This window comes from Pseudonocardia xishanensis, assembly GCF_039541715.1.
Taxonomy (GTDB): Bacteria; Actinomycetota; Actinomycetes; order Mycobacteriales; family Pseudonocardiaceae; genus Pseudonocardia; species Pseudonocardia xishanensis.
Genome location: NZ_BAABGT010000032.1, coordinates 18,581 through 42,895, shown reverse-complemented (window position 1 = coordinate 42,895; position 24,315 = coordinate 18,581). Strand labels below are relative to the sequence as shown.

General features: G+C 72.8%; 27 protein-coding genes. 19 read left to right on the top strand and 8 right to left on the bottom strand.

What is annotated here, in order from left to right; genetic code table 11:
• Positions 1–121: 121 nt before the first annotated feature.
• A complete protein-coding gene (locus ABD993_RS13185) occupies positions 122–1,018 on the top strand; it encodes an ATP-grasp fold amidoligase family protein (protein WP_345416685.1) in 897 nt (298 codons plus the stop codon).
• Here ABD993_RS13185 and ABD993_RS13180 read toward each other — a convergent pair.
• Both ABD993_RS13180 and ABD993_RS13175 read right to left on the bottom strand, forming a co-directional pair.
• Positions 1,006–2,292: a lipopolysaccharide biosynthesis protein gene (locus ABD993_RS13180; protein ID WP_345416682.1), complete on the bottom strand. Its 1,287-nt coding sequence runs from the start codon at positions 2,290–2,292 to the stop codon at positions 1,006–1,008. The two genes, ABD993_RS13185 and ABD993_RS13180, sit on opposite strands and share 13 nt — an antisense overlap.
• On the bottom strand, positions 2,289–3,647 hold the full coding sequence (locus ABD993_RS13175) for a UDP-glucose dehydrogenase family protein (protein ID WP_345416679.1): 1,359 nt from the start codon (positions 3,645–3,647) through the stop codon (positions 2,289–2,291). Before ABD993_RS13175 ends, ABD993_RS13180 begins: the two co-directional genes overlap by 4 nt.
• Positions 3,648–3,886: 239 nt before the next feature.
• On the opposite strand from ABD993_RS13175, the gene ABD993_RS13170 reads away from it, so the two are divergent.
• Together ABD993_RS13170 and ABD993_RS13165 are read left to right on the top strand one after the other, a co-directional pair.
• Positions 3,887–5,089 carry an FAD-dependent monooxygenase gene (locus ABD993_RS13170; RefSeq protein ID WP_345417593.1) on the top strand — a complete coding sequence of 401 codons (1,203 nt, stop codon included), beginning with the start codon at positions 3,887–3,889 and terminating at the stop codon, positions 5,087–5,089.
• Between the two features lie 73 nt (positions 5,090–5,162).
• Entirely contained in the window at positions 5,163–6,380 is a 1,218-nt protein-coding gene (locus tag ABD993_RS13165; protein ID WP_345416676.1) for an FAD-dependent monooxygenase, read from the top strand.
• A gap of 111 nt (positions 6,381–6,491) precedes the next feature.
• Here the strand turns inward: ABD993_RS13165 and ABD993_RS13160 are convergent, their stop codons facing one another.
• The 3 genes from ABD993_RS13160 to ABD993_RS13150 all read right to left on the bottom strand — a co-directional run bounded on the left by ABD993_RS13160 (position 6,492) and on the right by ABD993_RS13150 (position 9,335).
• Complete coding sequence (locus tag ABD993_RS13160; RefSeq protein WP_345416673.1) at positions 6,492–7,679, bottom strand: HRDC domain-containing protein; 1,188 nt, start codon at positions 7,677–7,679, stop codon at positions 6,492–6,494.
• 69 nt (positions 7,680–7,748) lie between these two features.
• Positions 7,749–8,402 (bottom strand): LuxR C-terminal-related transcriptional regulator, encoded by a 654-nt coding sequence (locus ABD993_RS13155; protein WP_345416672.1) that lies wholly within the window; start codon positions 8,400–8,402, stop codon positions 7,749–7,751.
• 297 nt (positions 8,403–8,699) lie between these two features.
• Positions 8,700–9,335: a DUF3000 domain-containing protein gene (locus tag ABD993_RS13150; RefSeq protein WP_345416669.1), complete on the bottom strand. Its 636-nt coding sequence runs from the start codon at positions 9,333–9,335 to the stop codon at positions 8,700–8,702.
• Between the two features lie 95 nt (positions 9,336–9,430).
• On the opposite strand from ABD993_RS13150, the gene hemE reads away from it, so the two are divergent.
• From hemE to hemQ, 3 genes are all read left to right on the top strand, one after another.
• A complete protein-coding gene (gene hemE / locus ABD993_RS13145) occupies positions 9,431–10,489 on the top strand; it encodes a uroporphyrinogen decarboxylase (protein ID WP_345416666.1) in 1,059 nt (352 codons plus the stop codon).
• A gap of 2 nt (positions 10,490–10,491) precedes the next feature.
• Positions 10,492–11,976 carry a protoporphyrinogen oxidase gene (hemG, locus tag ABD993_RS13140; protein ID WP_345416663.1) on the top strand — a complete coding sequence of 495 codons (1,485 nt, stop codon included), beginning with the start codon at positions 10,492–10,494 and terminating at the stop codon, positions 11,974–11,976.
• Positions 11,977–12,140: 164 nt separating this feature from the next.
• Positions 12,141–12,836 carry a hydrogen peroxide-dependent heme synthase gene (gene hemQ, locus ABD993_RS13135; RefSeq protein WP_345416660.1) on the top strand — a complete coding sequence of 232 codons (696 nt, stop codon included), beginning with the start codon at positions 12,141–12,143 and terminating at the stop codon, positions 12,834–12,836.
• A gap of 3 nt (positions 12,837–12,839) precedes the next feature.
• Here the strand turns inward: hemQ and msrB are convergent, their stop codons facing one another.
• Together msrB and ABD993_RS13125 are read right to left on the bottom strand one after the other, a co-directional pair.
• Positions 12,840–13,259, bottom strand: coding sequence for a peptide-methionine (R)-S-oxide reductase MsrB (msrB, locus tag ABD993_RS13130; protein WP_345416657.1), 420 nt, complete (start codon positions 13,257–13,259; stop codon positions 12,840–12,842).
• A gap of 57 nt (positions 13,260–13,316) precedes the next feature.
• Positions 13,317–13,601 carry a hypothetical protein gene (locus ABD993_RS13125; RefSeq protein WP_345416654.1) on the bottom strand — a complete coding sequence of 95 codons (285 nt, stop codon included), beginning with the start codon at positions 13,599–13,601 and terminating at the stop codon, positions 13,317–13,319.
• 28 nt (positions 13,602–13,629) lie between these two features.
• Between ABD993_RS13125 and ligD the strand changes: the two genes are divergently transcribed.
• From ligD to ABD993_RS13060, 13 genes are all read left to right on the top strand, one after another.
• A complete protein-coding gene (gene ligD, locus ABD993_RS13120; RefSeq protein WP_345416651.1) occupies positions 13,630–14,652 on the top strand; it encodes a non-homologous end-joining DNA ligase in 1,023 nt (340 codons plus the stop codon).
• A gap of 52 nt (positions 14,653–14,704) precedes the next feature.
• Entirely contained in the window at positions 14,705–15,601 is an 897-nt protein-coding gene (locus tag ABD993_RS13115; RefSeq protein WP_345416648.1) for a tyrosine-type recombinase/integrase, read from the top strand.
• Positions 15,602–15,741: 140 nt separating this feature from the next.
• The gene (locus tag ABD993_RS13110; protein ID WP_345416645.1) at positions 15,742–16,014 is read left to right on the top strand and encodes a hypothetical protein; all 273 of its coding nucleotides are present in this window, start codon (positions 15,742–15,744) and stop codon (positions 16,012–16,014) included.
• A complete protein-coding gene (locus ABD993_RS13105; protein WP_345416642.1) occupies positions 16,011–16,202 on the top strand; it encodes a hypothetical protein in 192 nt (63 codons plus the stop codon). Before ABD993_RS13110 ends, ABD993_RS13105 begins: the two co-directional genes overlap by 4 nt.
• Positions 16,203–16,216: 14 nt before the next feature.
• Positions 16,217–16,573, top strand: coding sequence for a hypothetical protein (locus ABD993_RS13100; RefSeq protein ID WP_345416639.1), 357 nt, complete (start codon positions 16,217–16,219; stop codon positions 16,571–16,573).
• 551 nt (positions 16,574–17,124) lie between these two features.
• On the top strand, positions 17,125–17,706 hold the full coding sequence (locus tag ABD993_RS13095; protein ID WP_345416636.1) for a hypothetical protein: 582 nt from the start codon (positions 17,125–17,127) through the stop codon (positions 17,704–17,706).
• 43 nt (positions 17,707–17,749) lie between these two features.
• Positions 17,750–18,190: a hypothetical protein gene (locus ABD993_RS13090; RefSeq protein WP_345416633.1), complete on the top strand. Its 441-nt coding sequence runs from the start codon at positions 17,750–17,752 to the stop codon at positions 18,188–18,190.
• Positions 18,191–18,641: 451 nt separating this feature from the next.
• Entirely contained in the window at positions 18,642–18,911 is a 270-nt protein-coding gene (locus ABD993_RS13085; protein ID WP_345416630.1) for a hypothetical protein, read from the top strand.
• A complete protein-coding gene (locus ABD993_RS13080; RefSeq protein WP_345416627.1) occupies positions 18,901–22,278 on the top strand; it encodes a hypothetical protein in 3,378 nt (1,125 codons plus the stop codon). The genes ABD993_RS13085 and ABD993_RS13080 overlap by 11 nt, the downstream gene beginning before the upstream one ends.
• A gap of 109 nt (positions 22,279–22,387) precedes the next feature.
• A complete protein-coding gene (locus tag ABD993_RS13075; RefSeq protein ID WP_345416624.1) occupies positions 22,388–23,038 on the top strand; it encodes a hypothetical protein in 651 nt (216 codons plus the stop codon).
• 2 nt (positions 23,039–23,040) lie between these two features.
• Positions 23,041–23,229, top strand: a complete 189-nt coding sequence (locus tag ABD993_RS13070; RefSeq protein ID WP_345416621.1) for a hypothetical protein — start codon at positions 23,041–23,043, stop codon at positions 23,227–23,229.
• Complete coding sequence (locus tag ABD993_RS13065; RefSeq protein ID WP_345416618.1) at positions 23,229–23,432, top strand: hypothetical protein; 204 nt, start codon at positions 23,229–23,231, stop codon at positions 23,430–23,432. Before ABD993_RS13070 ends, ABD993_RS13065 begins: the two co-directional genes overlap by 1 nt.
• Entirely contained in the window at positions 23,429–23,854 is a 426-nt protein-coding gene (locus tag ABD993_RS13060) for a DUF6093 family protein (RefSeq protein WP_345416616.1), read from the top strand. The genes ABD993_RS13065 and ABD993_RS13060 overlap by 4 nt, the downstream gene beginning before the upstream one ends.
• On the opposite strand, the gene ABD993_RS13055 is transcribed toward ABD993_RS13060, so the two are convergent.
• The gene (locus ABD993_RS13055; RefSeq protein WP_345417590.1) at positions 23,855–24,241 is read right to left on the bottom strand and encodes a DUF732 domain-containing protein; all 387 of its coding nucleotides are present in this window, start codon (positions 24,239–24,241) and stop codon (positions 23,855–23,857) included. It lies immediately after the preceding gene.
• Positions 24,242–24,315: the final 74 nt, after the last annotated feature.

Here is a 24,315-nt window from a genome sequence, read left to right as displayed (position 1 = left end):
CGACCCGCGCGGAAACACGGAAATGTGCGTGTGTGGGTGAATTGCGGCGGAATTGGTGTCACGCACGGTCGTACCGGGTACTGCGACCGAGAACCGGATACGGCCACGCTATCGTCGCAGGATGACGATCGATGCCCGAGTGTTGTTCGCACGTCGTCTGCGGTTCCTGCCCGATCGGCCCTTCGCGCTCGCCAAGCACGCGATCTTCCAGGGTGAGCTGACCACGCTGCGTCGCCCGCGGACCTGGTCGCAGCTCCTGGCGGCGAAGAACCTCGGCCCGCAGAGCGAGCTGGTGCACCGCACGTCGGACAAGTACGACGTGCGCTCCTACGTCGCGGAGAAGGTGGGCGAGCGCTACCTCATCCCGCTGCACGCGCTGCTGACCGATGCCGCTGACCTGGACTTCGATGCGCTGCCGGGGCCGTGCGTGATCAAGGGGACGCACGGCTGCGACATGACTGTGCTGCTGCCTGACCCGGCCGTCGCGGACCGGGCCGCGATCCGCGAGACGGTCCGCCGCTGGCTGCGGACGGACTTCTACCGCCACGGCTGGCGCGAGTCCCCCTATCGGGGGCTGCGGCCACGCGCGGTGATCGAGGAGTTCATCGGGGACGGCGCGCCGCCGACCGACTACAAGTTCTTCATGTTCGGCGGCGAGCCCGGCATGGTCGTGGTGGACCAGGACCGTTTCGCCGGCCACACGTCCACGATGCTCACGCCGGAATGGCGTGAGTTTGCGGTGAGCGGTCGATTCGCATTCGCGGACGACCTTCCGCCGCAACCGGCGAACTACACCGAGATGCAGGACGTCGCGCGGGCGCTGAGCAAGGATTTCGACTTCGTGCGAATCGACCTGTACAACGTGGACGGTCGCATCTACTTCGGAGAGATCACGCATAACCCGGGCGGTGGGCTGGTGCGTCTGCAGCCGCGGGAGTTCGATCTCGCGCTGGGGGAGATGTGGCGGACCGGTACGCCGGTCCCCGAGCGGTTCGTGCGCCCGGCTCAGGCGGGCTGACCGGTCCCGCGCAGCCAGCGGATCACCGGCCCGAGCACCACCAGGGCCAGCAGGAGCTCGACGCCGAGGGTCGTCCACCCCACCGCGTCGAGCCCGAGCGTGCCGTGCAGCGCGGCGACCCCGCCGATCAGGGCGGCCGCCTGCACGAGCTGCAGCGTGGCCAGGACCCAGGTGCGGTTGCGCAGCCGGTTGAGCGTCATGAACAGCGCCACCACCACGCGCGGCAGGATCGAGATCATGAACAGCTGCAGCAGCAGCGTGGCGTTCGCGCGGTACGCGTCCCCGTAGAGCTGCAGCACCCAGGGGGCGGCCAGGCCGAGCACCAGGGCGGCGGGCAGGACCGTCACCGCCAGCCTGCGGATGATGGCCCGGGCGTGCAGGTGGGCGTGGTCCGGGTCCCGGGCGGCCTCGGCCACCAGCGAGGACGTGATGCTCAGCGTGAGCAGGTTGATGGCCACGAACACGGTCTGGGCGGGGAGGAACCACGCTCCGCTCGCGGGCCCGAGCAGCGCCACGACCAACACCGGCAGGAACGACGAGCCGGCCTGGCCGAACACCTGGCCCGCGTAGTCACCCGCCACGTAGCGCGAGACCGCCCGGCGGTCGACCGGTTCCTCCACGTCCCGGGTGGCGGCGACGTGGCGGGGCAGCAGCCTGCGGAACACGAGCAGGGCGACCGGGACGATCAAGCCGACGACCGGGAGCGTCCACGAGGTGAACACACCGTCGGACACCGAGGTCTGCGCCACCGCGAGCAGCACGACGAGCTTGACCACGCCGTAGACCCCGTTCTCCAGGGGGATCCACATCGACTCGCGCAGCCCGGTGAGCACCGAGTCCTGCAGGGTGAACAACGACCACAGCACGGTCGAGACGACGAACCACAGCCCGAAGCCCCACGACATGTGCAGCGGATCGCCCTCCGGCCGGAACAGGTGGCAGTACGCCGCGACCCCGCTCGCCCCGAGCAGCCCGAAGCCCGTCGAGATCCCGTAGGCGGACGACACCAGACGGGACGAGCCGGTGCCCGCGCGCGGCAGGAAGCGGACCAGCGCCTGGCCCACGTTGAGCTGGGTCAGGATCGAGACCAGCAGCATCAGCGACGTGAGCGCGTTGCCGCGGCCCACCTCCGCCTCGGGGTACGCGCGCGCCGCGACGACCCAGTACACCAGCCCGAACCCGGAGTTGAGCAGGGTGTTCAGCATCAACGCGTAGGTGTTGCGGAACAGCGGGAGGGACAGCTCCCTGCGGAGCGAGGCGATCCGCGTGGTCACCGCGATGCGGCCTCGATCGTCGGTCTGCCGACGCCGGTCCAGGTCAGACCCGCGCGCCGGACGACGGCCGGATCCAACAGGTTGCGCGTGTCCACGACGGTGGCGCCCTTCGTCGCGTCGGCGACCCGGGCCCAGTCCAGCTTGCGGAACTCCGGCCACTCGGTCAGCACGACGACCGCCTCGGCGCCCGCGGCGGCCTCGTACGGGTCGTCGGTCAGGGTGAGCAGGTGGGGGTCCAGCCTGCTCGCGGCGGCGGAGCCCACCGGCAGCCCCGGGTCGAACCCGACGAGCTCGGCACCGGCCTGGCGCAGCAGCGCGGCGACGCCGAGGGCGGGGGAGTCCCGCAGGTCGTCCGTGCCGGCTTTGAAGGTCAGCCCGAACAGCGCCAGCCGCACCTTCGACAGCGACCCGTTGCGCGAGCCGGTGACGGCGAGGCGCACCTTGTCGACCATCCGCCGGAACTGCCGGGTGTTGGTGTCGATCGACGCGCGGACCAGCCGGAACTCGAAGTCCGCCGAGTCCGCGACCTGCAGCAGCGCGTGGGTGTCCTTGGGCAGGCAGGACCCGCCCCAGCCGGGGCCGGGGGAGAGGAACGCCTGGCCGATCCGTCGGTCGTAGCCCATGCCCTCGGTGACGTCCGCGACGTCCGCGTCCACCCGCTCGCACAGCTCGGCGAGGGCGTTGACGTAGGAGAGCTTCATCGCGAGGAAGCAGTTCGCCGCGTACTTGATCATCTCGGCGCTCGCGGCGTCGGTGAGCACGGTGGGGGCGCCGAGCCGGGCGTAGAGCGCGGCGACGCGCTCGGCGGCGTCCGGCGACGAGTTCGAGCCGACGACGATCCGGTCCGGGTTGAGGAAGTCGTGCACCGCGGAGCCCTCGCGCAGGAACTCCGGGTTGCTGGCCACCTGCACGTCCGACCGGCCGAGCAGCTCGGCGGTGCGGTCCGCGGTCCCCACCGGCACGGTGGATTTGTTGACCACCACGCAGCCGGCGGGCATGGCGTCCCGGACCTCCTCGACGACGGCCTCGACGGCGGACAGGTCCGCCACGCCGCCCACGCCCATCGGCGTCGGCACGCAGAGGAACATCACCTCGACGGGCCTGCCCTCGTCCACGAGCTCGGCCAGCGCCTGCGCCGCACCCAGGACGAACGACAGCCGCCCGGCCGCGAGGCCCTCGGCGACCAGCTCGGCGAGCCCGGGTTCGCGGATGTCGATCTCGCCGCGGGAGAGCGCCTCGATCTTCGCCGGGTCGATGTCCGCGCAGACCACGCGGTGCCCCAGCGACGCGAGACACGCACCGGTGGTGAGCCCCACGTACCCGGTCCCGACGACGGCGATCGTCCGTGCGAACACGTGCCCTCCTCCTGCTGCGGCCCCGCTGGAGCCTCCCCCGAACAGCGACCGCGCCGACGGTAGTGCAGTCGTCCGGTCACCGTCTGGGGGCCCTGTCCCGTCATCCGTACACCGAACGGTCGACGTCGGGCGCACGCTCGGGCGATACCTCGTGTTCATCGAACCGGACGAACCGTCACACACGTAGACACAGTTGGACAGAACGACGGTGCGCGAACGCGAAGGAGCAGTCCGTGAAGATGCTGTGTGTGGGAGGCGGGCCCGCCGGTCTCTACACCGCCATCCTGGCCGCCTGCGCCGACCCGACGGCCGAGGTCGAGGTCCGGGAGCGCACCGCGCCCGCGGCGACCCACGGCTGGGGAGTGGTCTTCGGCGAGAACCTGCTCGACGACCTGCACCGGCACGATCCGGAGGGCGGCAGGCTGCTGCGCGAGGCCGCGACGGTGTGGAGCAGACAGGTCGTCAGGGTGGGCGCGGCCGTGCCCGTGCACCTGGGCGGGCGCTACGGGTTCAGCATGGGCCGCGCGCGGCTGCTGGAGATCCTTTCCGCCCGCGCCGAGGCCGTCGGCGTGCGGATCGGCTGGGGGACGGACGCGTCGGACCTCGCCGCGCTGCGCTCCGAGGCCGACATCGTGGTCGCCGCCGACGGGGCGGGCAGCCGGATCCGGGCGGCGGGTGCCTTCGACACCTCGGTCACCACGGGGCGCAACCGCTTCGCCTGGCTGGGCACGGACCACCCGCTCGCGGCGTTCACCTTCGCGTTCGAGCGCACCGACGCGGGCTGGATCTGGTTCCACGGCTACCCGTCCAGCGGCGGCACCAGCACGTCCATCGTCGAGTGCAGCCCCGAGACCTGGGCGGGCCTCGGGCTCGACACCCTCGACACCGCTGCGGGGCTGGAGCTGCTGGCCGGGATCTTCGCCCGGCACCTCGACGGGCGGCCGCTGCGGCTGCCGCCGGGCCGGTCCGGCTCGCCGTGGCAGACGTTCCGGCACGTGCGCACGTCGTCCTGGGTCGACGGGAACGTCGTGCTGGTCGGGGACGCGGCGCACACCACGCACTTCGCCATCGGTTCCGGGACCACGCTGGCGATCCAGGACGCGATCCGCCTCGCCGAGGCCCGCGCGCTGTTCCACGACGACCCGGCGGGCGCGCTGGCGGGCTACGCCGCCGTCCGCGGGCGGGAGGTGGACCGCATCCAGCTCGACGCGGCCCGCAGCATGGCCTGGTTCGAGGGCCTGCCCGAACGGCTGGAGGAGGCCGACCCGGTGCGTTTCGGCTACGACCTGCTGGACCGTCGCGGCGACCACTCCGAGTCCTGGCGCTACGGCGTGCACCTCGCGACGCAGGTCCCGGGCCTGCGCAGGGTGCGGCAGGGGATGACGCGGGTGCGCCGGACCGCGCGGGCCGTGCGGCGCGGGGAGCCGCTCGTCCCCACCTGATTCCGATGAGCCACACACGTGTCATTACGCTTCCCGGGTCGTTCTTACAGACGTGGGTGCGGGAGGCGATCGCGTGCGGAAGGTCCTGTGCATCGGCGGGGGGCCTGCGGGCCTGACGGCGGCGGTCCTGCTCAAGCGGGCCGACCCGATCCTCGAGGTCGAGGTCAGGGAACGCAACGCTCCCGGGGCCACGCACGGCTGGGGCATCACGTTCGGCGAGGACCTGCTGGACGACCTCTACCGCCACGACCCCGAGTCCGGCCGGGCGATCCGGGACGCCGCCATCCTGTGGCGCGACCAGGTCGTCCGGATCGGCGGGTGCGAGCCGGTGCACATCGGCGGCAAGTACGGCTTCTCGATGGGCCGCGCCGCGCTGCTGGAGGTACTGGTGGCGCGCGCCGCCGAGCTGGGGGTGCGGCTGTCGTGGGAGACCCCCGTCGACGACCCGGCGGGGATCGGCTCGGAGGCGGACCTGGTCATCGCCTCCGACGGGGCGGGCAGCCGGATCCGGGGCGCCGGCGAGTACGGCACGTCGGTCACCACCGGCCGCAACCGGTACATCTGGCTCGGCACCGAGAAGTACCTGCCGCGCTTCACCTTCGCCTTCGAGCACACGGACGCGGGCTGGATCTGGTTCTACGCCTACCCGTCGACCGGCGGCACCAGCACGTGCATCGTCGAGTGCGGGCCGGAGGTCTGGCAGGGCCTCGGGCTGGACGGGGACGTCGACGCGGGCATCCGCCGCCTCGAGCAGATCTTCGCCGGCCCGCTGGACGGTGCGGCGCTGCTGCGCCCCCCGGGCGCTGTGGGCGGCACGGGCACCGCGGAGCCGTGGCTGCGCTTCCGCCACCTCCGCAACGAGACCTGGGTGCAGGACAACGTCGTGCTCGCCGGGGACGCCGCGCACACCACGCACTTCGGCATCGGCTCCGGCACGGTCCTGGGGGTGCAGGACGCGGTGCGGCTCGCGGAGTCCGTGCGGCTGTTCGGTGCCGACCTGCCCGCCGCCCTGCGGGACTACGACGCGGTCCGCCGGGCCGACGTCGGCCGGGTGCAGGCGCAGGCGCTGCGCAACATGACCTGGTTCGAGGAGGTGGACCGCTACCTGGACACCCAGGACCCGATCCGCTTCGCCTACACCCTGCTGGACCGCCGCGGCGACCACCCGGAGGCCTGGCGCTACCAGCTGCACAAGGCCACGCAGGTGGAGGCGCTGCGCAAGGTCAGGGGCGGCCTCACCACCCTCCGCCGCACCGCCCGCTCCGTGAAGCGGGAGCGCGCCGTCCAGTAGCGCCCCGGTGAGGGCACGTTTCGTGCGCACAGCGTCGTCGTCGCAGCGCTGAGCGCACGGTTCCGGCGATCGTGCCGCGCTGGGAGCACGACACGTGCCCGGGCGGGTGCCTCAGCTCGGGCGCGCCGCCAGGGCCTTCTCGAGCACCGGGGTGGTCAGGCCGATCTGCCAGTTCCGGGCCCCGCCCGCGCTCAGGAACCCGGCCACGTCCGCGTCGGACGGGGGTGCCCAGCAGAGTCGGCGCATGAGGTCGGGCTGGAGCAGGTTCTCCATCGGGATCGACCAGTGTTCGGAGAGCTCGGTCAGTCCGGCCCGGGCGGCGGCGAGCCGGGCCGCCGCGGCCGGGTCGCGGTCCGCCCAGCGGGAGACCGGGGGAGGGCCATCGGTCGCGGCCACGGCGCGGGGGAGCTCGGAGTCCGGCAGCGCCTGCGCCGACTGCAGCGCCGCGAACCAGTAGGACTCCAGCCTGCGCTGGGCCCGCCCGCGGAACACCGGCAGCTGCGCGAGCGCCCGGACGTCCGTGGGGTTGGTCGTGGCCGCGTCGATGATCGCGGCGTCCGGTAGGACGCGCCCGGGGGCCACGTCCCGCTCGGCGGCGAGGCTGTCCCGCGCCTCCCACAGTGCCCGGACGGCGGCCAACGCGCGGGGCCTGCGCACCTTGTGGATCCCGGAGGTCCGTCGCCACGGATCGGTACGCGGCGGCGGGGGACCGGCGGTGCGGACCGCCTCGAACTCCTCGTAGGCCCACGCCAGCTTGCCCTGCTCCTCCAGCAGGTCCGCCAGTACGTCCCGGAGCTCGACGAGCACCTCGACGTCCAGCGCGGCGTACACCAGCCAGTCCTCGGGCAGTGGGCGCCGGGACCAGTCCGCCGCGCCGTGCCCCTTCTCCAGGGCGAGCCCGAGCATGCGCTCGGTCAGCGGCCCCAGCCCGACGCGGGGGAGGCCTGCCAGGCGCCCCGCCAGCTCCGTGTCGAACAGCGACGCGGGCCGCAGCCCCGCCTCGGCCAGACAGGGCAGGTCCTGGGACGCGGCGTGGAGCACCCACTCCGGCCCGTCCATCGCGGCCGCCAGCCCGGACAGGTCCCCGCCCAACGGGACCGGGTCGACCAGCGCGGACCCGGACCCGGCGCGGCGCAGCTGCACCAGGTAGGCGCGCTGCGAGTAGCGGAAGCCCGAGGCGCGCTCGGCGTCGACCGCGATCGGACCGGTCCCGGCGGCGAGCGCCGCGACCGTCCGGTCCAGCCCCGCGCGGTCCCCGACGACCTCGGGCAGACCGTCCGCGGGGCGTAACAAGGGCACGGCGGAGGGGCCGGACTCCGCATCGTCGTGCTGCGGATCCGGCCCGCCCCCCGTGCCGTGCCGGCTCACCTAGCGGATGACTCCCGCTCGCATGGCCAACGCGACCATCTGGGCCCGGTCACCGGTGCCGAGCTTGCGCCCTATCCGGGACAGGTGGCTCTTGACGGTGAGCGCGGAGAGGTTGAGCGCCTCGCCGATCTCCTTGTTCGACTGCCCGTCCGCCACCAGCTGCAGGACCTCGACCTCGCGCGCCGACAGCTCACGCGGGGTGTTGTCCGTCCCCGGGACGCGGGTGCCGGTGGCGAGCAGCGGGGCCACCGTCGGGTCGGCGTAGACGCCGCCGTCGAGGACCCGCTTGACACCGTCGGTCACCACGGCGGGCGACGCGGACTTCAGCAGGTAGGCCTGAGCGCCCGCCTGGAAGGCCGATCGGACCGCGTACGGGTCGTCCGAGCTGGCCAGCACCACGAGCCGGTTCCAGCCGAGCTGGCGCAGCTCCGTGACGAGATCGAGGCCGCTGCCGTCCGGCAGACCGAGGTCGAGGATCGCGAGGTCGCACGGCCCGTTCGCCTGCGCCCGAGCCCTCGCCTCCGCCACCGACGCGGCCTCGTGCACCGTGCCCGCGCCCATGGAGCGCAGGCGGGCGGTGATGGCCTCCCGCAGGAGCGGGTGGCCGTCCACGACCAACACGGAGAACTGCTCTTCCCGCGGATGAGGAACCATCGCGGGCTGAAGCACGGCACCCGAAGTGCCGCGCAAGGGTGTGCCCTGGCCTACTACGGCCACGTCACTACCTCCCTGGAGTCGGTCGTTGCCCCCCGACCAACACCGGCACCCCGGTGACGGACAGAGAGTTGTGTCTCGCCCGCCCGAGGAGGTGTCGTGGAGGAACTGTACCCCCCAAGCGGTCTAACGTCGTGTATCCGATCGAACTTCTCCGGAGGAAAGTTACAGCGTTGTCGGCGCTGATGCCCCCATCCGGGTGATCGACGCTGCGTCACGGGTTCGTGACCAGCGCGTTCACGGTCGCAAACTCTCTGCGACCGTTCGGCGCTCATTGCTTCGCTCCGCAAGCTTCGGCACGCCCGCCGGGGGCAACCCCGCGGCCGTGGCCACCAGCTGGTGGAACGCGGCGCCGTGCGCGGCCATGTCGTCCGTCTCGCGCGACGGGCTCCAGGAGGCCCGCAGCTCGACGTCGTCGTCCCGCGCCGGGCCCGCCAGATCACCGAAGCGGACCGACGAGGTCTGGGTCACGGTGCCGCCCAACGCCCGGTGCCCCGCCCCGAGGCCGCCGAGCGCCTCGGTGAGCCAGGACCAGGCGACCACGGGCAGCATCTCGTCGCCCAGCTGTTCGGACTCCAGCCGCGCCTGGACGAAGCAGACGAAGCGGAAGGTGCTCTCCCACGCCTCCTGGCCCGCCGGGTCGTGGAGCAGGATCAGCCTGCCGGAGGTGTCCGGCTCGTCGAGGTCGTCCGTGCCGTCCCCGCGGTGGACGATGTCGGCCTCCACGCTCATGGCCCAGCTGAAGGGGGCCAGCCGGGGCGGGGCCGCCAGCGGCCGCACCACCAGCTCGGGGCGGGGACGCAGCGCGGCGAGCGCGGCGACCGCACTGCGGAAGGGCTCGGGCGCCGGTGGCGGGACGGACGGATCTGGCACGAGCCGGGACTGTAGGTGGGGCGCCGGGGGCTCGGCGACAGGCGCGCCGCGCTCCGATCGGGTCGATCTGCGTGCCGTCGCCCGGACGTGGGAGAATGGCCCGGATGAACCCCGCCGCCGACACCCCCGCTCTGGCCCGCCGGACCCTGCCGGACGCGCCCTTCCTCGCGGCGGCCCGGGGCGAGCGCCCCGCGCGCCTCCCGGTGTGGTTCATGCGCCAGGCGGGGCGGTCCCTGCCGGAGTACCGGGCGCTGCGCACGGACACCTCCATGCTCCAGGCCTGCTTCGACCCCGAGCTCACGTGCGAGATCACGATGCAGCCGGTCCGCAGGCACGGGGTGGACGCGGCGATCCTGTTCTCGGACATCGTCGTCCCGCTGTACGCGGCGGGTATCGGCGTCGACATCGTGTCGGGGACGGGACCCGTCGTGGCCTCCCCGGTGCGCACGGCGGGGGACGTGGCGAACCTGCCCGCGCTGGCCGCGGCACAGGTGTCGGACGTCACGGACGCGGTGCGGCTGCTGGTCCGCGAGCTGGGGGAGACCCCGCTGATCGGGTTCGCGGGCGCGCCGTTCACGTTGGCGTCCTATCTGATCGAGGGCGGCCCCAGCCGCAACCACGAGCGGACCAAGGCGCTCATGTACTCCGCGCCGGACGTCTGGCACGCGCTGATGGCGCACCTCGCGCAGATCACCGCCACGTTCCTCGAGGCGCAGATCGCCGCGGGGGTGGACGCGGTGCAGCTGTTCGACTCCTGGGCGGGCGCGCTGTCCGAGCGGGACTACCGGCGGTTCGTGCTGCCGCACTCGGCGTCGGTGCTGGACCGGATCACCGAGGTCCCGCGGTTCCACTTCGGCGTGGGCACGGGCTCGCTGCTCGGCGCCATGGCCGAGGCCGGGGCGGACGTCATCGGTGTCGACTGGCGCACCCCGCTGGACGTCGCGTCGGACCGCGCGGGCGGGCTGCCGGTGCAGGGCAACCTGGACCCGGCCGTGCTGTTCGCGGACTTCGCCTCGGTCGAGGCCGAGACCCGGCGGATCGCGGCCGAGGCACGGCGCGCCCCCGCGCACGTGTTCAACCTCGGCCACGGGGTGCTGCCGGGCACGGACCCGGACATGATCACCCGGACCGTCGAGCTGGTGCACTCGCTCTGAGCATGCGTGTCGCCGTGGTCGGGGCGGGGGTCTCCGGGCTCGCCGCCGCGCACCGGCTGCGGAGCGTGCTGGGCCCGGCCGCCGAGATCGTCCTGCTGGAGCAGCGGGACCGCGTCGGCGGGGTGCTGCACACCGTCGACCTCGCCGGACAGCCGTTCGACGTGGGTGCCGAGGCCTTCCTCGCCCGCCGCCCCGAGGTCCCGGCCCTGCTCACCGAGCTGGGCCTCGCGTCCGAGATCGTGCACCCCACCGCCGCGAAGCCCACGATCCGCGCGGGCGCCCGCACGGTCGGCATGCCCGCCGGGACCCTCATGGGCGTCCCGACCGCGAGGTCCGACGTGTCCGCGGTCCTCTCCGATTCGGCCCGCGCGGCCGTCGCGGCGGAGCCCGACCGCCCGTTGGTGTGGGAGCGGGGCTCCGACACGAACCTGGGCGGGCTCCTGCGGGCCCGCTTCGGCGACGAGGTCGCCGAGCGCCTGGTCGAACCCCTCCTGGGCGGCGTCTACGCGGGCCGGGTCGACTCCCTCGGCCTGAGGGCCACCATCCCCACCCTCGCCCGGGCCCTGGACGAGGGCGCAGGGTCCCTGACCGCCGCGGCCACCACCGCCACCACCCCCACCACCCGGGTCGGACACCACCCCTCCGCGAGTCCCCCGGTTCCGGCGCGCGAGTCCCCCACCCCCGACGCCCGTGTCGGACAGGACGGGACGGGGTCGGGCGGCCCCCGGGTGTCCGGCCCGGTCGCGGGCCCGGTGTTCGGCGCGGTGCGCGGGGGGTACCACGTCCTGCTCGACGCGCTGCTCGCCGCGGCGAAGGCGGAGCTGCGGCTCGGGGTGACCGTGCGGGGGCTGGAGCGGACGGCGACCGGGTGGCGGCTGCTGCTCGGCCCGACCACCGCCCCCGAGCTGCTGGACGTCGACGCCGTGGTGCTCGCCGTGCCTGCACCGGCGGCGGCGAGGCTGCTGGCCGGGACCTCGGCCGCCCTACCGCTGAGCGGGATCGAGCTCGCGTCGTCCGTGGTGGTGGCACTGGCGTACGAGGGAGTCGCGGGGCCCGCCACCTCGGGCGTCCTCGTCGCGGCGGACGAGCCGTTGGCGATCAAGGCGGCCACGCACTCCTCGAGCAAGTGGGCGCACGTCTCGCCGGACGGACTGCTGCGGCTCCGCGTGTCGATGGGCAGGTTCGGCGAGGCCGCGACCCTGCAGGTGGACGACGACGAGCTCGTCGCCCGCGCCCGTCGGGACCTCGAGACTCTGCACGGGATCGCGGCCGCGCCGGTCGCGGTGCACGTGCAGCGTTGGGGTGGCGGGCTGCCGCAGTACGCGGTGGGCCACGGTGAGCGGGTCGCGGCGATCGAGGCCGCGGTGGCGGGTCTGCCCGGGCTGGAGCTCGTCGGCGCGGCCCTGCACGGCGTGGGTGTTCCCGCCTGCGTCGAGACCGCGCGCGCCGCGGCCGACCGGATCGCGGCGGGCCTGCTCGCCGACTGAGGCGAACGCCGCACCCGGGCATCGGCCCGTGTCGGACTCGCGAGTCGGAGGTGGGGGACTCGCGCGCGGAAACGGGGGACTCGCGCGGCGGGGTGTCGGACTCGCGGGCGGGGGTGGGGTGGGTCTCGGTCGGGGGCGGTGTCGGGCGTGGCAGCATGGATGCCATGGCCCGCCTCGACTACGCCGAGCTGAACGCGACGATCCGCTACACCATGTGGTCGGTGTTCCGGGTGGAACCCGGGAGGCTGGGGGAGGACCGGGCCGCGGCGGCCACGCAGGCGACCGAGTTCGTGGAGCAGCTGCAGGGCAAGGGTGTCGTGGTGCGCGGGGTCTACGACCTCGCGGGTGTCCGGGCGGACGCGGACTACATGATCTGGTGGCACGCGGACAACCTGGAGGCCCTGCAGGCCGCCTACGCCGACCTCCGCCGCGAGACCACCCTCGGCCGCGCCAGCGTGCCGGTGTGGAGCCAGGTCGCGCTGCACCGCCCCGCGGAGTTCAACAAGAGCCACATCCCCGCGTTCCTCGCGGGCGAGGACCCGAAGCGGTACGTCTGCGTGTACCCCTTCGTGCGGTCGCTGGAGTGGTACCTCCTGCCGGACGACGAGCGCCGGACGATGCTCGCCGACCACGGCAAGGAGGCCCGTGACTACCCGGACGTCCGCGCCAACACCGTCCCCGCCTTCGCCCTCGGCGACTACGAGTGGATCCTGGCGTTCGAGGCGGACGAGCTGCATCGGATCGTCGACCTCATGCGCCACCTGCGCGGCACCGAGGCCCGCCGACACGTCCGCGAGGAGATCCCCTTCTACACGGGGCCCCGCGTCCAGGTCGGCGACCTGGTGTCCACACTGCCGTAGGGCCTACTCCGCGGGCTCCAGCGTCATCGAGATCGAGTTGATGCAGTACCGCAGGTCCGTGGGCGTGGGGTAGCCCTCGCCCTCGAACACGTGCCCGAGGTGGCTGTGGCAGTTCGCGCACACCACCTCGACCCGGCGCATGCCGAGTGAGGTGTCCACCTTCTCGATCACAGCGGCGTCCTCCGGCGCGTAGAACGACGGCCAGCCGCAGTGCGACTCGAACTTGGTCTCGGACTTGAACAGCTCCGCGCCGCAGGCCCGACAGTGGTAGACGCCGACCGTCTTCGTGTCGGTGTACTCCCCGACGAACGGCCGCTCGGTCCCCGCCTGCCGCAGGACCTGGTACTCCGCCGGAGTCAGCTGCTGCCGCCACTCCTCGTCGCTCTTGACGACCTTGGCGGCGGGCTCCACTGATGAAGACATGATGCTCACGCTAACCCTTCCCGGCATCGGTTGCCGTGGGGTGCAACGCGCGGCGGCCTACAGCCATGCCCCGACCATGATCACCAGCGCGTTCCCCACCACCCACACCACGCCCACCAGCAGCAACACGACGACCAGGACCGCCGCCCAGTACCGCCCGCCCTGCGCGCGGGTGGCCGACTCGGCGAAGTCGGAGACGCCGTCCAGGTACCCCTCGACCGTGAACGACGGCCGGTCCTTCTGCATCCGCTCCAGGTGCTGGGCGAACGCCCGCGCCTCCGGGTCCGCCGGATCGAGGCCTGCGAGATCGTCGTCGAAGCGACGCGTCCAGCCCTCGGTCATGGGGCCGAGGGTAGTAGGTTCGGTGACCATGGCGGCGAAGTCGGTCATCCTGCTGGACGTCGGCGGGCGCGAGGTGCGTCTGACCAGCCCGGACAAGGTCGTCTTCCCGGAGCCGGGGATCACCAAGCGCGAGGTGATGGAGTACTACGTCGCCGTCTCCGCGCCGATGCTGGCGGTGCTGAAGGACCGGCCGACCAACCTCAAGCGCTACCCGGACGGGGTGGACGGCGAGCCCTTCTTCGCCAAGCGGCTGCCCAAGGGCGCCCCGGACTTCATCGAAACCGCGAAGGTCACCTTCCCCAGCGGCCGCACCGCGGACACGTTCTGCCCCACCGAGCCCGCGTCGATCGCATGGGCGGCCAACATGGGCACGCTGGACTTCCACCCGTGGCCGGTCCGCCGCCCGGACACCGACCACCCGGACGAGCTCCGCATCGACCTCGACCCCCAGCCGGGCACCGACTTCGCCGACGCGGTGGCGGTCGCGGGCGTCCTGCGCGAGGTGCTGACCGAGGCCGGGCTGACCGGGTGGCCCAAGACCTCGGGCGGGCGCGGGCTGCACGTCTTCGCGCCGATCCGCCCGGAGTGGGACTTCATCCAGGTGCGCCGCGCGGTGATCTCCATCGCGCGCCGGGTGGCGGCCCGGATCCCGGAGAAGGCGACGGTCGCGTGGTGGAAGGAGGAGCGCGGCGAGCGCGTGTTCCTCGACTTCAACCAGGCCGCCCGGGACCGCACGATCGCCAGCGCCTGGTCCGTGCGCGGGCTGCCCCGCGCCACCGTCTCGATGCCGCTGAGCTGGGACGATCTCGCGGGCGCCGAGCCGGACGACTTCACCCTGCGCACCGTCCCCGGCCTGCTCGCCGAGCGGGGGGACGCCCACGCGGCGATGCACACCGCGGAGCGCGGCGGCTGCGGGACCGCGCTGGAGTGGTACGAGGAGGACGGCCTGGGCGAGATGCCCTACCCGCCCGAGTACCCGAAGATGCCCGGCGAGCCGATGCGGGTCCAGCCGAGCCGGGCTCGGCGTCCTACCAGCGACAACGCCCCGTGAGGTGCTGTGCGCCGGTCTAGCATAAGGGATGCTCGCCCGATAACCTAGACCTGTGGCCGAGCGACTTTCCGATCTTGAGTCCAGCTTCCGGCGGCATCTGCGCGCCGAGGGGAAGAGTGACTCGACGCTCCGCCTCTACGGGCAGTCGGTCACCTTCTACGCCCGGTGGCTCGACGAGCAGGGGAGACCGGCCACTCTCGACGAGCTGAACCGCGTGGCCATCCGTGAGTGGCTCGCGGCGCTGGTCGACTCCGGCAAGGCCCCCGGCACGGTGCGGACCCGATGGAAGGGTCTGCACCGGTTCTGCACGTGGTTGGTGGCCGAGGGGGAGCTGTCGGCGCACCCGATGGACGGCCTCGCCGTGCCGGCGGTGCCGGATAAGCCGGTACCGATCCTCACCGATGATCAGCTCGCTGCGGTGCTCAAGGCATGCGCGGGCACCCGGTGGTACGAGCGCCGCGACGAGGCGGTGATCCGCTTCCTGCTGGACACCGGGTGCCGAGTGTCCGAGCTGACCGGGCTCGCGGTGGCCGACGTGGATCTCGACCACGAGATGGCGATGGTCCTCGGCAAGGGCCGCAAGATCAGGCCGGTGTACTTCGCCGCCCGCACCGGGCGGGCGCTCGACCGGTGGCTGCGTGAGCGCCGCCGTCATCGGTGGGCGCATCTCGACGCGTTCTTCCTCGGCGAGCGCGGCGCGCTCACTCCGGACGGGGTGCGTGAGCTGGTGACGGTACGGGGGAGGGCCGCCGGGGTGCCTGACCTTCACCCGCACCGGTTCCGGCACTCCTTCGCCCATGACTTCCTCCTCAACGGGGGCCAGGAACGGGACCTCAAGCGGCTTGCCGGGTGGTCGTCGGATGCGATGCTGGAGCGCTACGGGTCGGCCGCCGCGGACATGCGCGCCCGCGAGGCGGCCAAACGGCTCCGCCGAGGCGACCGGGTGTAGCTGTCAGCGCGTCGCCGTGTGGCGCGACACGCCGGGGGCGACACGAATCCGCGGCGCGTCCTGCGTAGACGCCTTGCGGCTGGTCAGGCGAACGTGTCGCGGCGTGACGACACGTCGCCGGGGCCTCGGACGCTGTACGCATGCCAGCAGATTCCACCCCGGCCGAGCGGAGCCTACGGGCCCGCGCCGCCGCACACGCCCGATGGGCCCGCTGCCCGAACCGGACCGAAGCCACCGCAGCAGCTCGCGCCGCACGAGACAGCCGGATCGAGGACCGGGTCGACCCCGACGGCGTCATGAGCCCGCAGGACCGGGCTCGCGCCGTCGAGAACTACCGGCGCGCCCACATGACCCGGATGGCGCTGCGCTCCGCCCAGGCGCGCCGCAGGCGTCGCGACGGCGGTGCGGCGTGATCACACGCACCGAGGCCATGATCCTCATCGACCGGGCGATCACCGCGGCCATCCGGCCGTTTGACAACTCGGTGTCGGCCGCCGACGCGGGCGAGGCGCTGGCGCAGCTCGCGCCGGAGGCCGCGCTCCGCCCGCTGCTCGCGATGGTCGCGCCCGCGTTCATGCGCGACCTGCTCGCCGACGACTGACGGTAGGAGACGCCATGATCACCAGGCCGGGAGCCGCCGCGCGGTCCCTTCACACCGCGTGGCGCGACGCCGCGAACCTCGCCATCGACCGCGGCCACCCCGAGGCCGCGGTCACGATCGAGGCCGCGCGGGCGATCATCGCCGGGGCCGATGCCGCGGGCCGCGTGAAGCTCGACGAGCTCGCGCTCTCGCGCCGCCTGCGCGTCCAGGTCGCCGCGGTCCGGTCGGCCCTGCGGTCGCTCCGAGACGACGCCGGACTCCTCGCGTCGTCGGGTGACGAGCTTTTCCTGAGCATCCCGCGGTGGTTCACGGAGGGGTACTGGTGTAGGGAGCCGGAGATCGCCTGGCGTGCCGAGAGGCGGCAGACGTGAATCACGGGCTCGCATGGCGTGACGAGTGGTTGCGGGCGGTGGTTCGCAGGTTCCCGCAGAGGGCACGTGTGCTCGCGGTCGCCGTCGCGATCCACCTGCGCTCGCACTCCCGCGACGCCACGATCTTCCTCTCCGCCGAGACAATCGCGGTGGAGGTCGGCAAGGGCATCAACCACGTCAAGGTAGCTCGGCGTGAGCTAGTGGACGCCGGGTTCCTCGCGCCGACCGGCGCGACCCGGGGCGGGTGCAAGGTGTACTTCCTCGCCGTGCCACCGGTGGCGCTCGACGACGCCCGACTCGTAGCCCAGGAGAGGGCGATACACGCCCGACTCCGCGACCGCGGGGGGTCCCGAAGTGGGACCCCTGCGGGGTCGGATGCCGGGGTCCCGATCCGAGACGTCGGGGGTCCCGATTCAGCGTCAGAGGGGTCCCGAAGTGGGACCCTCGGGGGTCCCGAACTGGGACCCCGTACCGACGAGTCGTACCGACGAGGCACCACCGAGTCGGTACCGATCGAACGTTCCGAACGCGCGCACGCGCGCGATGCCGGGGTGAACGACGAAGCGGAGGGTACGGACCGGGCCCCGCTCGGGGCGGGCCCGGCCGACCCTGACGACGGGGAGGACGACATGATCATTTCGGCCAAGGCTCCGACCCGACCCCGGCGACTGATCACCAACCCGGGGCCGCCGAATGGACGGCCCCGGTCAGCGGCCGATATCGACTACCCCGGCAAGCCGCGTGCGGCGTCGCCGGCCGCGAGGCCGGGGGCCGCATCCGATCCGGCCGCGACAGCACCCCGGCCGATCCGACCCCGGCCCGGCGCGCCCGCTGGTGCAGCGCGCCGCCCGGCACCCCCCGAAAGCCGCCAGGTGCTCGCACCACCGGTTGAGCCCTTCTGGTTCCGCGAGGAGGACGGCACGCCGACGTGGCGGGTGTGGCGTCGTGGCGGCGCCGAGGTCCGCCACGTGGACGACGCGATGGATGGCGAGTGGCTCTATGCCCCGCTGTTCGAGAACGGCACGGTCAGCCGCACACACCTCGTGGAGCTACACCCGCACGGCGGCGACGTTCGCCTCGTGATCGAGGCCATCTTCCCTGGCGGGGCCCCGTGGGCTGGCCGGGCCGCTTAGCTGGCACCCCGGAACTGTCGGTGCCTCGCGGCACCATCCGCGCGTGACGACGACCACCACCTACATCCCCACCGAGGTCCCCGGCCTCGTGCTCGACGACCCCGGCCGCTGGCGCGCAGCCGGGGTGGATCACTGGCACCTGGTCGCCGACGAGCACGCCACCGGCGACCCGCGGCGCTACTCCCGCGACCGATGGGCGGCCGTGCGGGAGGTGGGCTCTGCCGACGACCCCCGGGATGCCTGGCGCTGGCTCGTGGAGCGGCGCTTGGCCGTCCTGGAGGCCGCCACCGACCCCGGCACCGTGGCGCGCCGTGCGGGCTGGGGGACGCCGGATGCGTGGGCTGAGCGTTGCGCGGTGACGTGGTTCATGATCACGACCGTCCCCGGCTCGCCCGCCGGCGGCGGCATCTCGATCAGCGACGGCCGGTCGCTGGACCTGTTCGCCGAGCCCGTCACCGCGGGCTCGTGCACGCGGCACAGCTAGCCTATTAGCACGCGACCTGACGACATGTCAATGGTCGCTAGTAACATGTCAACTAGTCGGGTTCCTCCCCGACGATGCGCGGCTGTGGCGGCCCTCGGCCCGCCGGGACCTCTCCCCCCGGCGGGCCACCACCGCCGAGGTCGCGCCCCGGGCCCGCCACCGCGCCCCCATCCCCTCGCGACTCCCGGGACCCCCTCATGATCCAGCCCTCGGCCGAGCTGCCGCACGGCACCCGCTCGCACTACGTCGGCCATCGCTGCCGGTGTGCGCACTGCACGATCGCGAACCGCGAGTACCAGCGGCACTACACCCGCGGATGGCGCGCTCGACGACGCGCCGCCGCTCAAGTGCCCGACCCAGCCTGACCGACCAGCACGACCCAGCACGGCAACGAAACCGATCACCGCTCGCACGTAACCGCCACCGCCACGAACATCACGGAGCACCACTCATGCGCATCCCCTGCCTCGACGACCGGCCACCGTCGCCGGTCATCCGTCGCACTCTCGAGACCTCGAGCCCGTGCTCGATCGAGCACGCCGCTCGAGCCCTCGCCCTTCCACTCGAGGAGGTGCGCGCCGCGGTCGCCGTCGGGCTCGTGCGCCTCGACGACGACGGCATGGTGATCGACCTCGACGAGGTTGCGATCCTCCCGGTCCGCCGGTCATCGCACGACGGCATCGACCGTCGGGCGGGTCGGGTGGTGAACCGTGGCCGATAGGACCATCAACACGAAGCTCAAGATGGACTCGCGCGACTACGTGCGAGGTGCCGAGCGGGCCGCGGACGCCACCGACAAGCTGCGCAACAAGGCCGAGCGGTTCGATCGCACGAAGGCCGAGGGCAAGATCGGCGTAACCGGCGACAAGGCCGCAACCGCGAAGATCGAGCAGCTCGAACGCAGGCTCGCGAAGTTCGACCGGACCACCGCCACGGCACAGGCCCGGATCGACACCGACACCGCCGGGCGTGACATCCGCGTGCTGGCTTCCAGCATCACGGCACTCGGTCCGGCCGCGGTGGCCGCCTCGGCGGTCGGGGTCGGCGCGCTCGGTGCCCTCGGGGCGACCGCGGGCACCGTGGTGGCCGGAGTGGGTGTGGCCGCTTTGGCTCTGACTGGGATCGGCGACGCGATCGAGAAGACTCAGAAGGCCGCCGAGGACCCGACCAAGGCCAACGCGAAGGCCGCGAAGGCCGCGTTGGACGAGCTGTCTGCGAGTGGTCGCGCGTTCGTCACGTTCTGGAACCGCGAGATGGACCCGGCGCTGGAACGCCTCCGGCACGGCGCACAGGACGCGATGCTCCCGGGTGTGGAGCGCGGCCTGCGACAGCTCAAGGCCCTGGCCCCGACGGTCGGCCCGCTGATCAACGAGGTGGCCGACGCCCTCGGTGACCTGGTCGACCGGGGCGCGACGGCGCTCGACGACCCCACGTGGAACCGGTACTTCGCGTTCCTGCGCGCGAACGCCCGCGCCACGATCGACGACCTGGGATCCTCGGTCGGGAACATCGCCCGCGGCTTCGCAGGTCTCCAGATGGCGTTCAACCCGCTGGCCCGCGACATGATTTCGGGGCTCGACGGCATGACCGATCGGTTCGCTCGGTGGGCCGAGACGCTCGACGACACCCGAGGGTTCCGCGAGTTCGTCACCTACAGCCGGGAGATGGGCCCGCAGGTGCTCGCGACGATCGGCGCCATCGCGGGCGCGCTGATCGAGGTGGCCGAGGCGGCAGCCCCGCTCGGGGGGCCGACCCTGGCGATCCTCCGCACCCTGGCCGACGTTCTCGCGGCGATCGCCAACAGCCCGGTCGGGACTCCGCTGATGGCGCTGGTCGCCACGCTCGGAGCCGTGAACCTGGCGATCAAGGGCCTGACCGCCGTCTCCGCGGCGCCCGCGGTCGCCGCGCTGACCGGGATCGGGAAGGCCGCGAACGGCGCGGAGAAGGGCACGAGGGGCGTTGTCGGCGCCCTCGCCGGTATCCATCCCGCCGTGGTCGGCGCGGTGGCCGCGCTGGCGATCGGCGCAACCGCGTACGACAGGATGAAGTCCAAGGCCGACGACCTCGCGACCTCGGTCGTGGCGGGCTCGAAGACCTTCGAGGACGCGGTCCGCGAGGAGCAGACTCAGCTCCAGAACCGGCAGTCCGCATGGATCGGTGCCATCGACGAGTGGACGGCAGCCGAGCGCAAGCGGAGCGAGGCCTCCGGCGAGTCCCGGGACGCCCTGCTGGACAAGATCGAGGCCGAGACGAGCGGGGCCCGCGAGGCGGACAAGCACGCCGAGGCGGTCGCCAACGTCACCAGCAAGATCCTCGCTCAGACGTGGGCCACCGATCCCGTTACGCGAGCTACCGCACAGGCCTACCTCGCCCAGCAGGACTACACGCGTGAGGTCGCACGCCACGGCGCCACCAGCGACGCGGCGGTCGGCGCTCTCGGCCGCTACCAGACGGCTACCCGCGAGGTCGAGATCGCGCAGATCATGGCGCGCGACGGCGTGGACCGCATGACCGCCTCGGTCACCTACCAGAACGACGTGATGAACGGCGCTGTGTCGGCCGACATGGCGGCGCAGCGCGCGAAGCTCACGTACGACCAGGCCGTCGCCCGCGCGACCGAAACCCTCCGCACGCACAGCGCATCATCGCTCGAAGGCCGCGACGCCATCCTCTCGGTGCGAGAGGCAGCGGTGCGAGCCGCCGAGGCTGCCGGTCAGAAGGCCGAGGCCGACGCCACGGCGGCCGGGCGCTCCGACGGCGCGGCAGCCTCCGCACGAGCTCAGCGGGACACGTACCTGGAGCTCGCGGCACGAACGAAGGACCCGCTCCGCACCGAGCTGATCAACCTCGCCGACCGGGTGAGCACCCTGCCGGACGGCAACTTCACCGTCACGGGCGAGGGGAAGGTCGGGACCATCACCTGGACCGACGGCTCCGGCGTGGTGCGCAACATCGACCCCCGTATCGGCGGCGGCGGCGTCACGCGCGCCGCTGGCGGCGTGCTGCCTGGCTGGTCGCCCGGGGTTGATGATCACCACTTCTGGTCACCGACGGCGGGCGCACTGCACCTGTCCGGAGGGGAGGCCATCCTCCGTCCCGAGGCGACCCGTGCGCTCGGGATCGCCGGAGTGGACGCCATCAACCGGGCCGCCCGCACCGGCGGCACCTCGGCCGCCGCTCGCGTGCTCGACGCATACCGGGTCCGCGCGGGCGAGGGACGCCGCGGTGACGCCGCAGCGTTCCGCAGCGGCGGAGTGTTCCAGGCAGGCACGATCCCGTACCCGCGGATCGCCACCGACCTGCACGGCAGCGTCGCCGGACGCCTCGCCGAGCAGATGGCGCCGAGGATCACCGAGCGGATCAAGAGCTACCAGGCGGCCCAGGCCGCCGCGGGCGACGCGGGCAACTGGGGCGGCGGAGCGGGGGCCGCCGGAGCGTTGGCCTGGGCCCGGACTCAGATCGGACGTCCATACATCTGGGGTGGCAGTGGCCCCGCTGGCTACGACTGCTCGGGCGCGGTCGCCGCGCTGCTCAACGTCGCCCAGGGACTCAACCCCTACCGCCGTCGTGGCGGCACCGGCTCGATGCCCTGGCCGGGCGTCCAGCGTGGATTCGGTCCCGGGATCAACATCGGGTCGTTCCGCGGCAACCCGGGCCACATGGCCGCGACGATCAACGGCGTGAACGTCGAGTCCGCCGGGGGCGTCGGCTTCCGCGTCGGTGGGCCGGTCGGCGCCGGGCACCGCATGTTCAACGAGCGGTACCACTTCGTTGCCGACCGCGGCGGTGTGCTCGGGCACGGCATGTCCGCGACCAATCTCTCGGGCAAGGCGGAGCGCGTCCTCGACCCCCGGCAGACCCGGTCGTTCGAGACGCTGGTCGACACCCTCGCGCGTCCCCGTCCCGTCCAGGGACGGCGTGACGGCGACCTCGCAGCCGCCGTACAGCGCGGGCTCGTGCAGGCCGCGAACGACGGCCTACTCGGCAAGACGGTCAATATCGACAACGAGAACCACTTCGACTCCGCGGTCGACGTCGACATGTTCAACCAGCGCACTGAGTTCGCAATCGGCGGCGCCGGTCTCTGACCGACCCTCGATCCCCCCGGGAGAGCGCCGTGCCGCCTTCCACGCGCGCTCCCCGGGGCCCCACTCCACCGTTCGCGAAGGCCGAGCGGGACACCACAAAGGACTGATCATGATCACCACCACGTACCCGCCGCAGCGCCGTCGCCCGACCGAGCTGCCCGCCGACATCGCCGAGGCGCTGGCCAAGCACGACGAGCTGTTCGCGAAGGCGGTCCTGGCCGACAGCACAGCGCGCAACCTCGCCGACCAGTCCGCCGACGCGATGGCCGAACGCGCCGACCGTGAGGCAGCGGCGAAGGCAGCCACCGAGGGCAAGCCCATCCCCGCTGCGACCGCGGTCCCGAAGCTCGCCGCCGACCGCGAGAAGGCCAACCGCGAGGCAGCCGCCTACGCCGCCGCGCTCGCCGAGGCAGCCGGGGCCGTCGACGAACTGCGCATCGCCCACCAGCACGCGCTGGAGGCGACCGAGGACGAGAACCGCAAGGCCGCCGCCGCGGTGATCACGACGAAGGCCACCGAGGCGGTGACCTCGATCCGTGAGGCGGTGGCCGCCGAACTGACCCGCCGCTCGACCTTCGAGTGGGTGCGGACGGCGGGCATGCCCGCGCTCGACGAGCCGACCATCCACCCGGCCGAGGTCGTCCCCGGCATCGTCCCCCTCGGCATCGGGACCGTCGGGCAGCACGCCCACATGCGGGACGTCCCGACCGAGATCGTCGCCCGCGCGCTCGCTGCGCTCGCCGAGAAGATCGGATCCTGATCATGGAACTGTCTATCGCGGGCGACGTCGCCGCTCACCGCAACGCCGTGCACGCCTCGATCATGTCGGAGCTGGACAAGCGACCCAGGGTCGACGCGAACGGTCGTCCGCTGTCCTACGACCAGCAGGGCGAGACCTACCGAAAGGCCATCGCCCGCGAGGCCCACGAGGCCGCGCACGGCCGTCCATGATGGCGGAGCACCCGTTCACGGTCCTGCCGGTCATCCCGGTCGGCAGGACCGCTGCCCAGCGCTACCGCAGCGGTGGGGAGCAGTACCGCGCCGTCTGCCAGACCTGCCCGTGGGAAGGCGGAGTGACCCTCACCGCCCAGCTCGCCACTTGGTCCGGAATGCGGCACTGCCGCGAAGCCAACGCCGCGGAGGTCAAGCCATGACCGTCGACAGCATCCTCCGCCGAGCGCGACGGCAGCGTGAGCAGCTCATGCGGTCCACCTGCCGCATCCTCCGCCCAGGCGGAGACCCGGTGTTCGACCCCGCCACCGGGGAGTACACGACCCCGGATGAGGCCGTGGTCTACGAAGGCCGCTGCCGGGTCAAGCAGCCCGGCAGCGCGTACCGAGACCCCGACTCCGGTGAGCGTGAGCTGATAGTCGGTGAGCTGGTCGTGGAACTACCGTGGGCCCAGGCCAGCGCGAACGACCCGGTGCGCGTGGACGGCACCGTGGTCGTCACCGCGTCCGACGACGCGTGGATCATCGGCAAGCGGCTGCCCGTGCTGGCGGTCACGACCAGCAGCGACACGGGTACCCACTACGAGGTCCGGGTCGTGAGCCAGGACCGCCCCGGCGACACCTGATCACCCGGCCGCACACACCGTGGTTCGAGCAGCCTCGACGAGCTGCTCGGCCTCGGTGCGGGTGACCTGATACGACCCCGAGCTGAACCGCTCGACGGCGACGTCCGTGATCTGACTGTCCGACTTCCCATCGGTGAGCGACGAGCACGTGTTCGACGCACGAGCGGCCAGCCGTTCGTCATCCCCCACGATGCGCGGTGCGATCGCACGAGCCTGCGTCACGAACGCAGCCTCTTGCGTGGTCAACGCCTCGGGTGCTTGCGCTGTCGCGGCAGGTGAGGCGCCGTCTGTGTACCCCTCTGAATACGAAGACGAGGTACCACCACAGGCGGACAGGGCGAGCGGGACCAGCAGGACACCGAGCACACAACGTCGTACGAAGCGCATCACGCTCTGATCATCGCGCACGCCTCGGCCAGCGCTACAGGTCGCGTGGAACGACCACCGTTGGCCGCTACTCA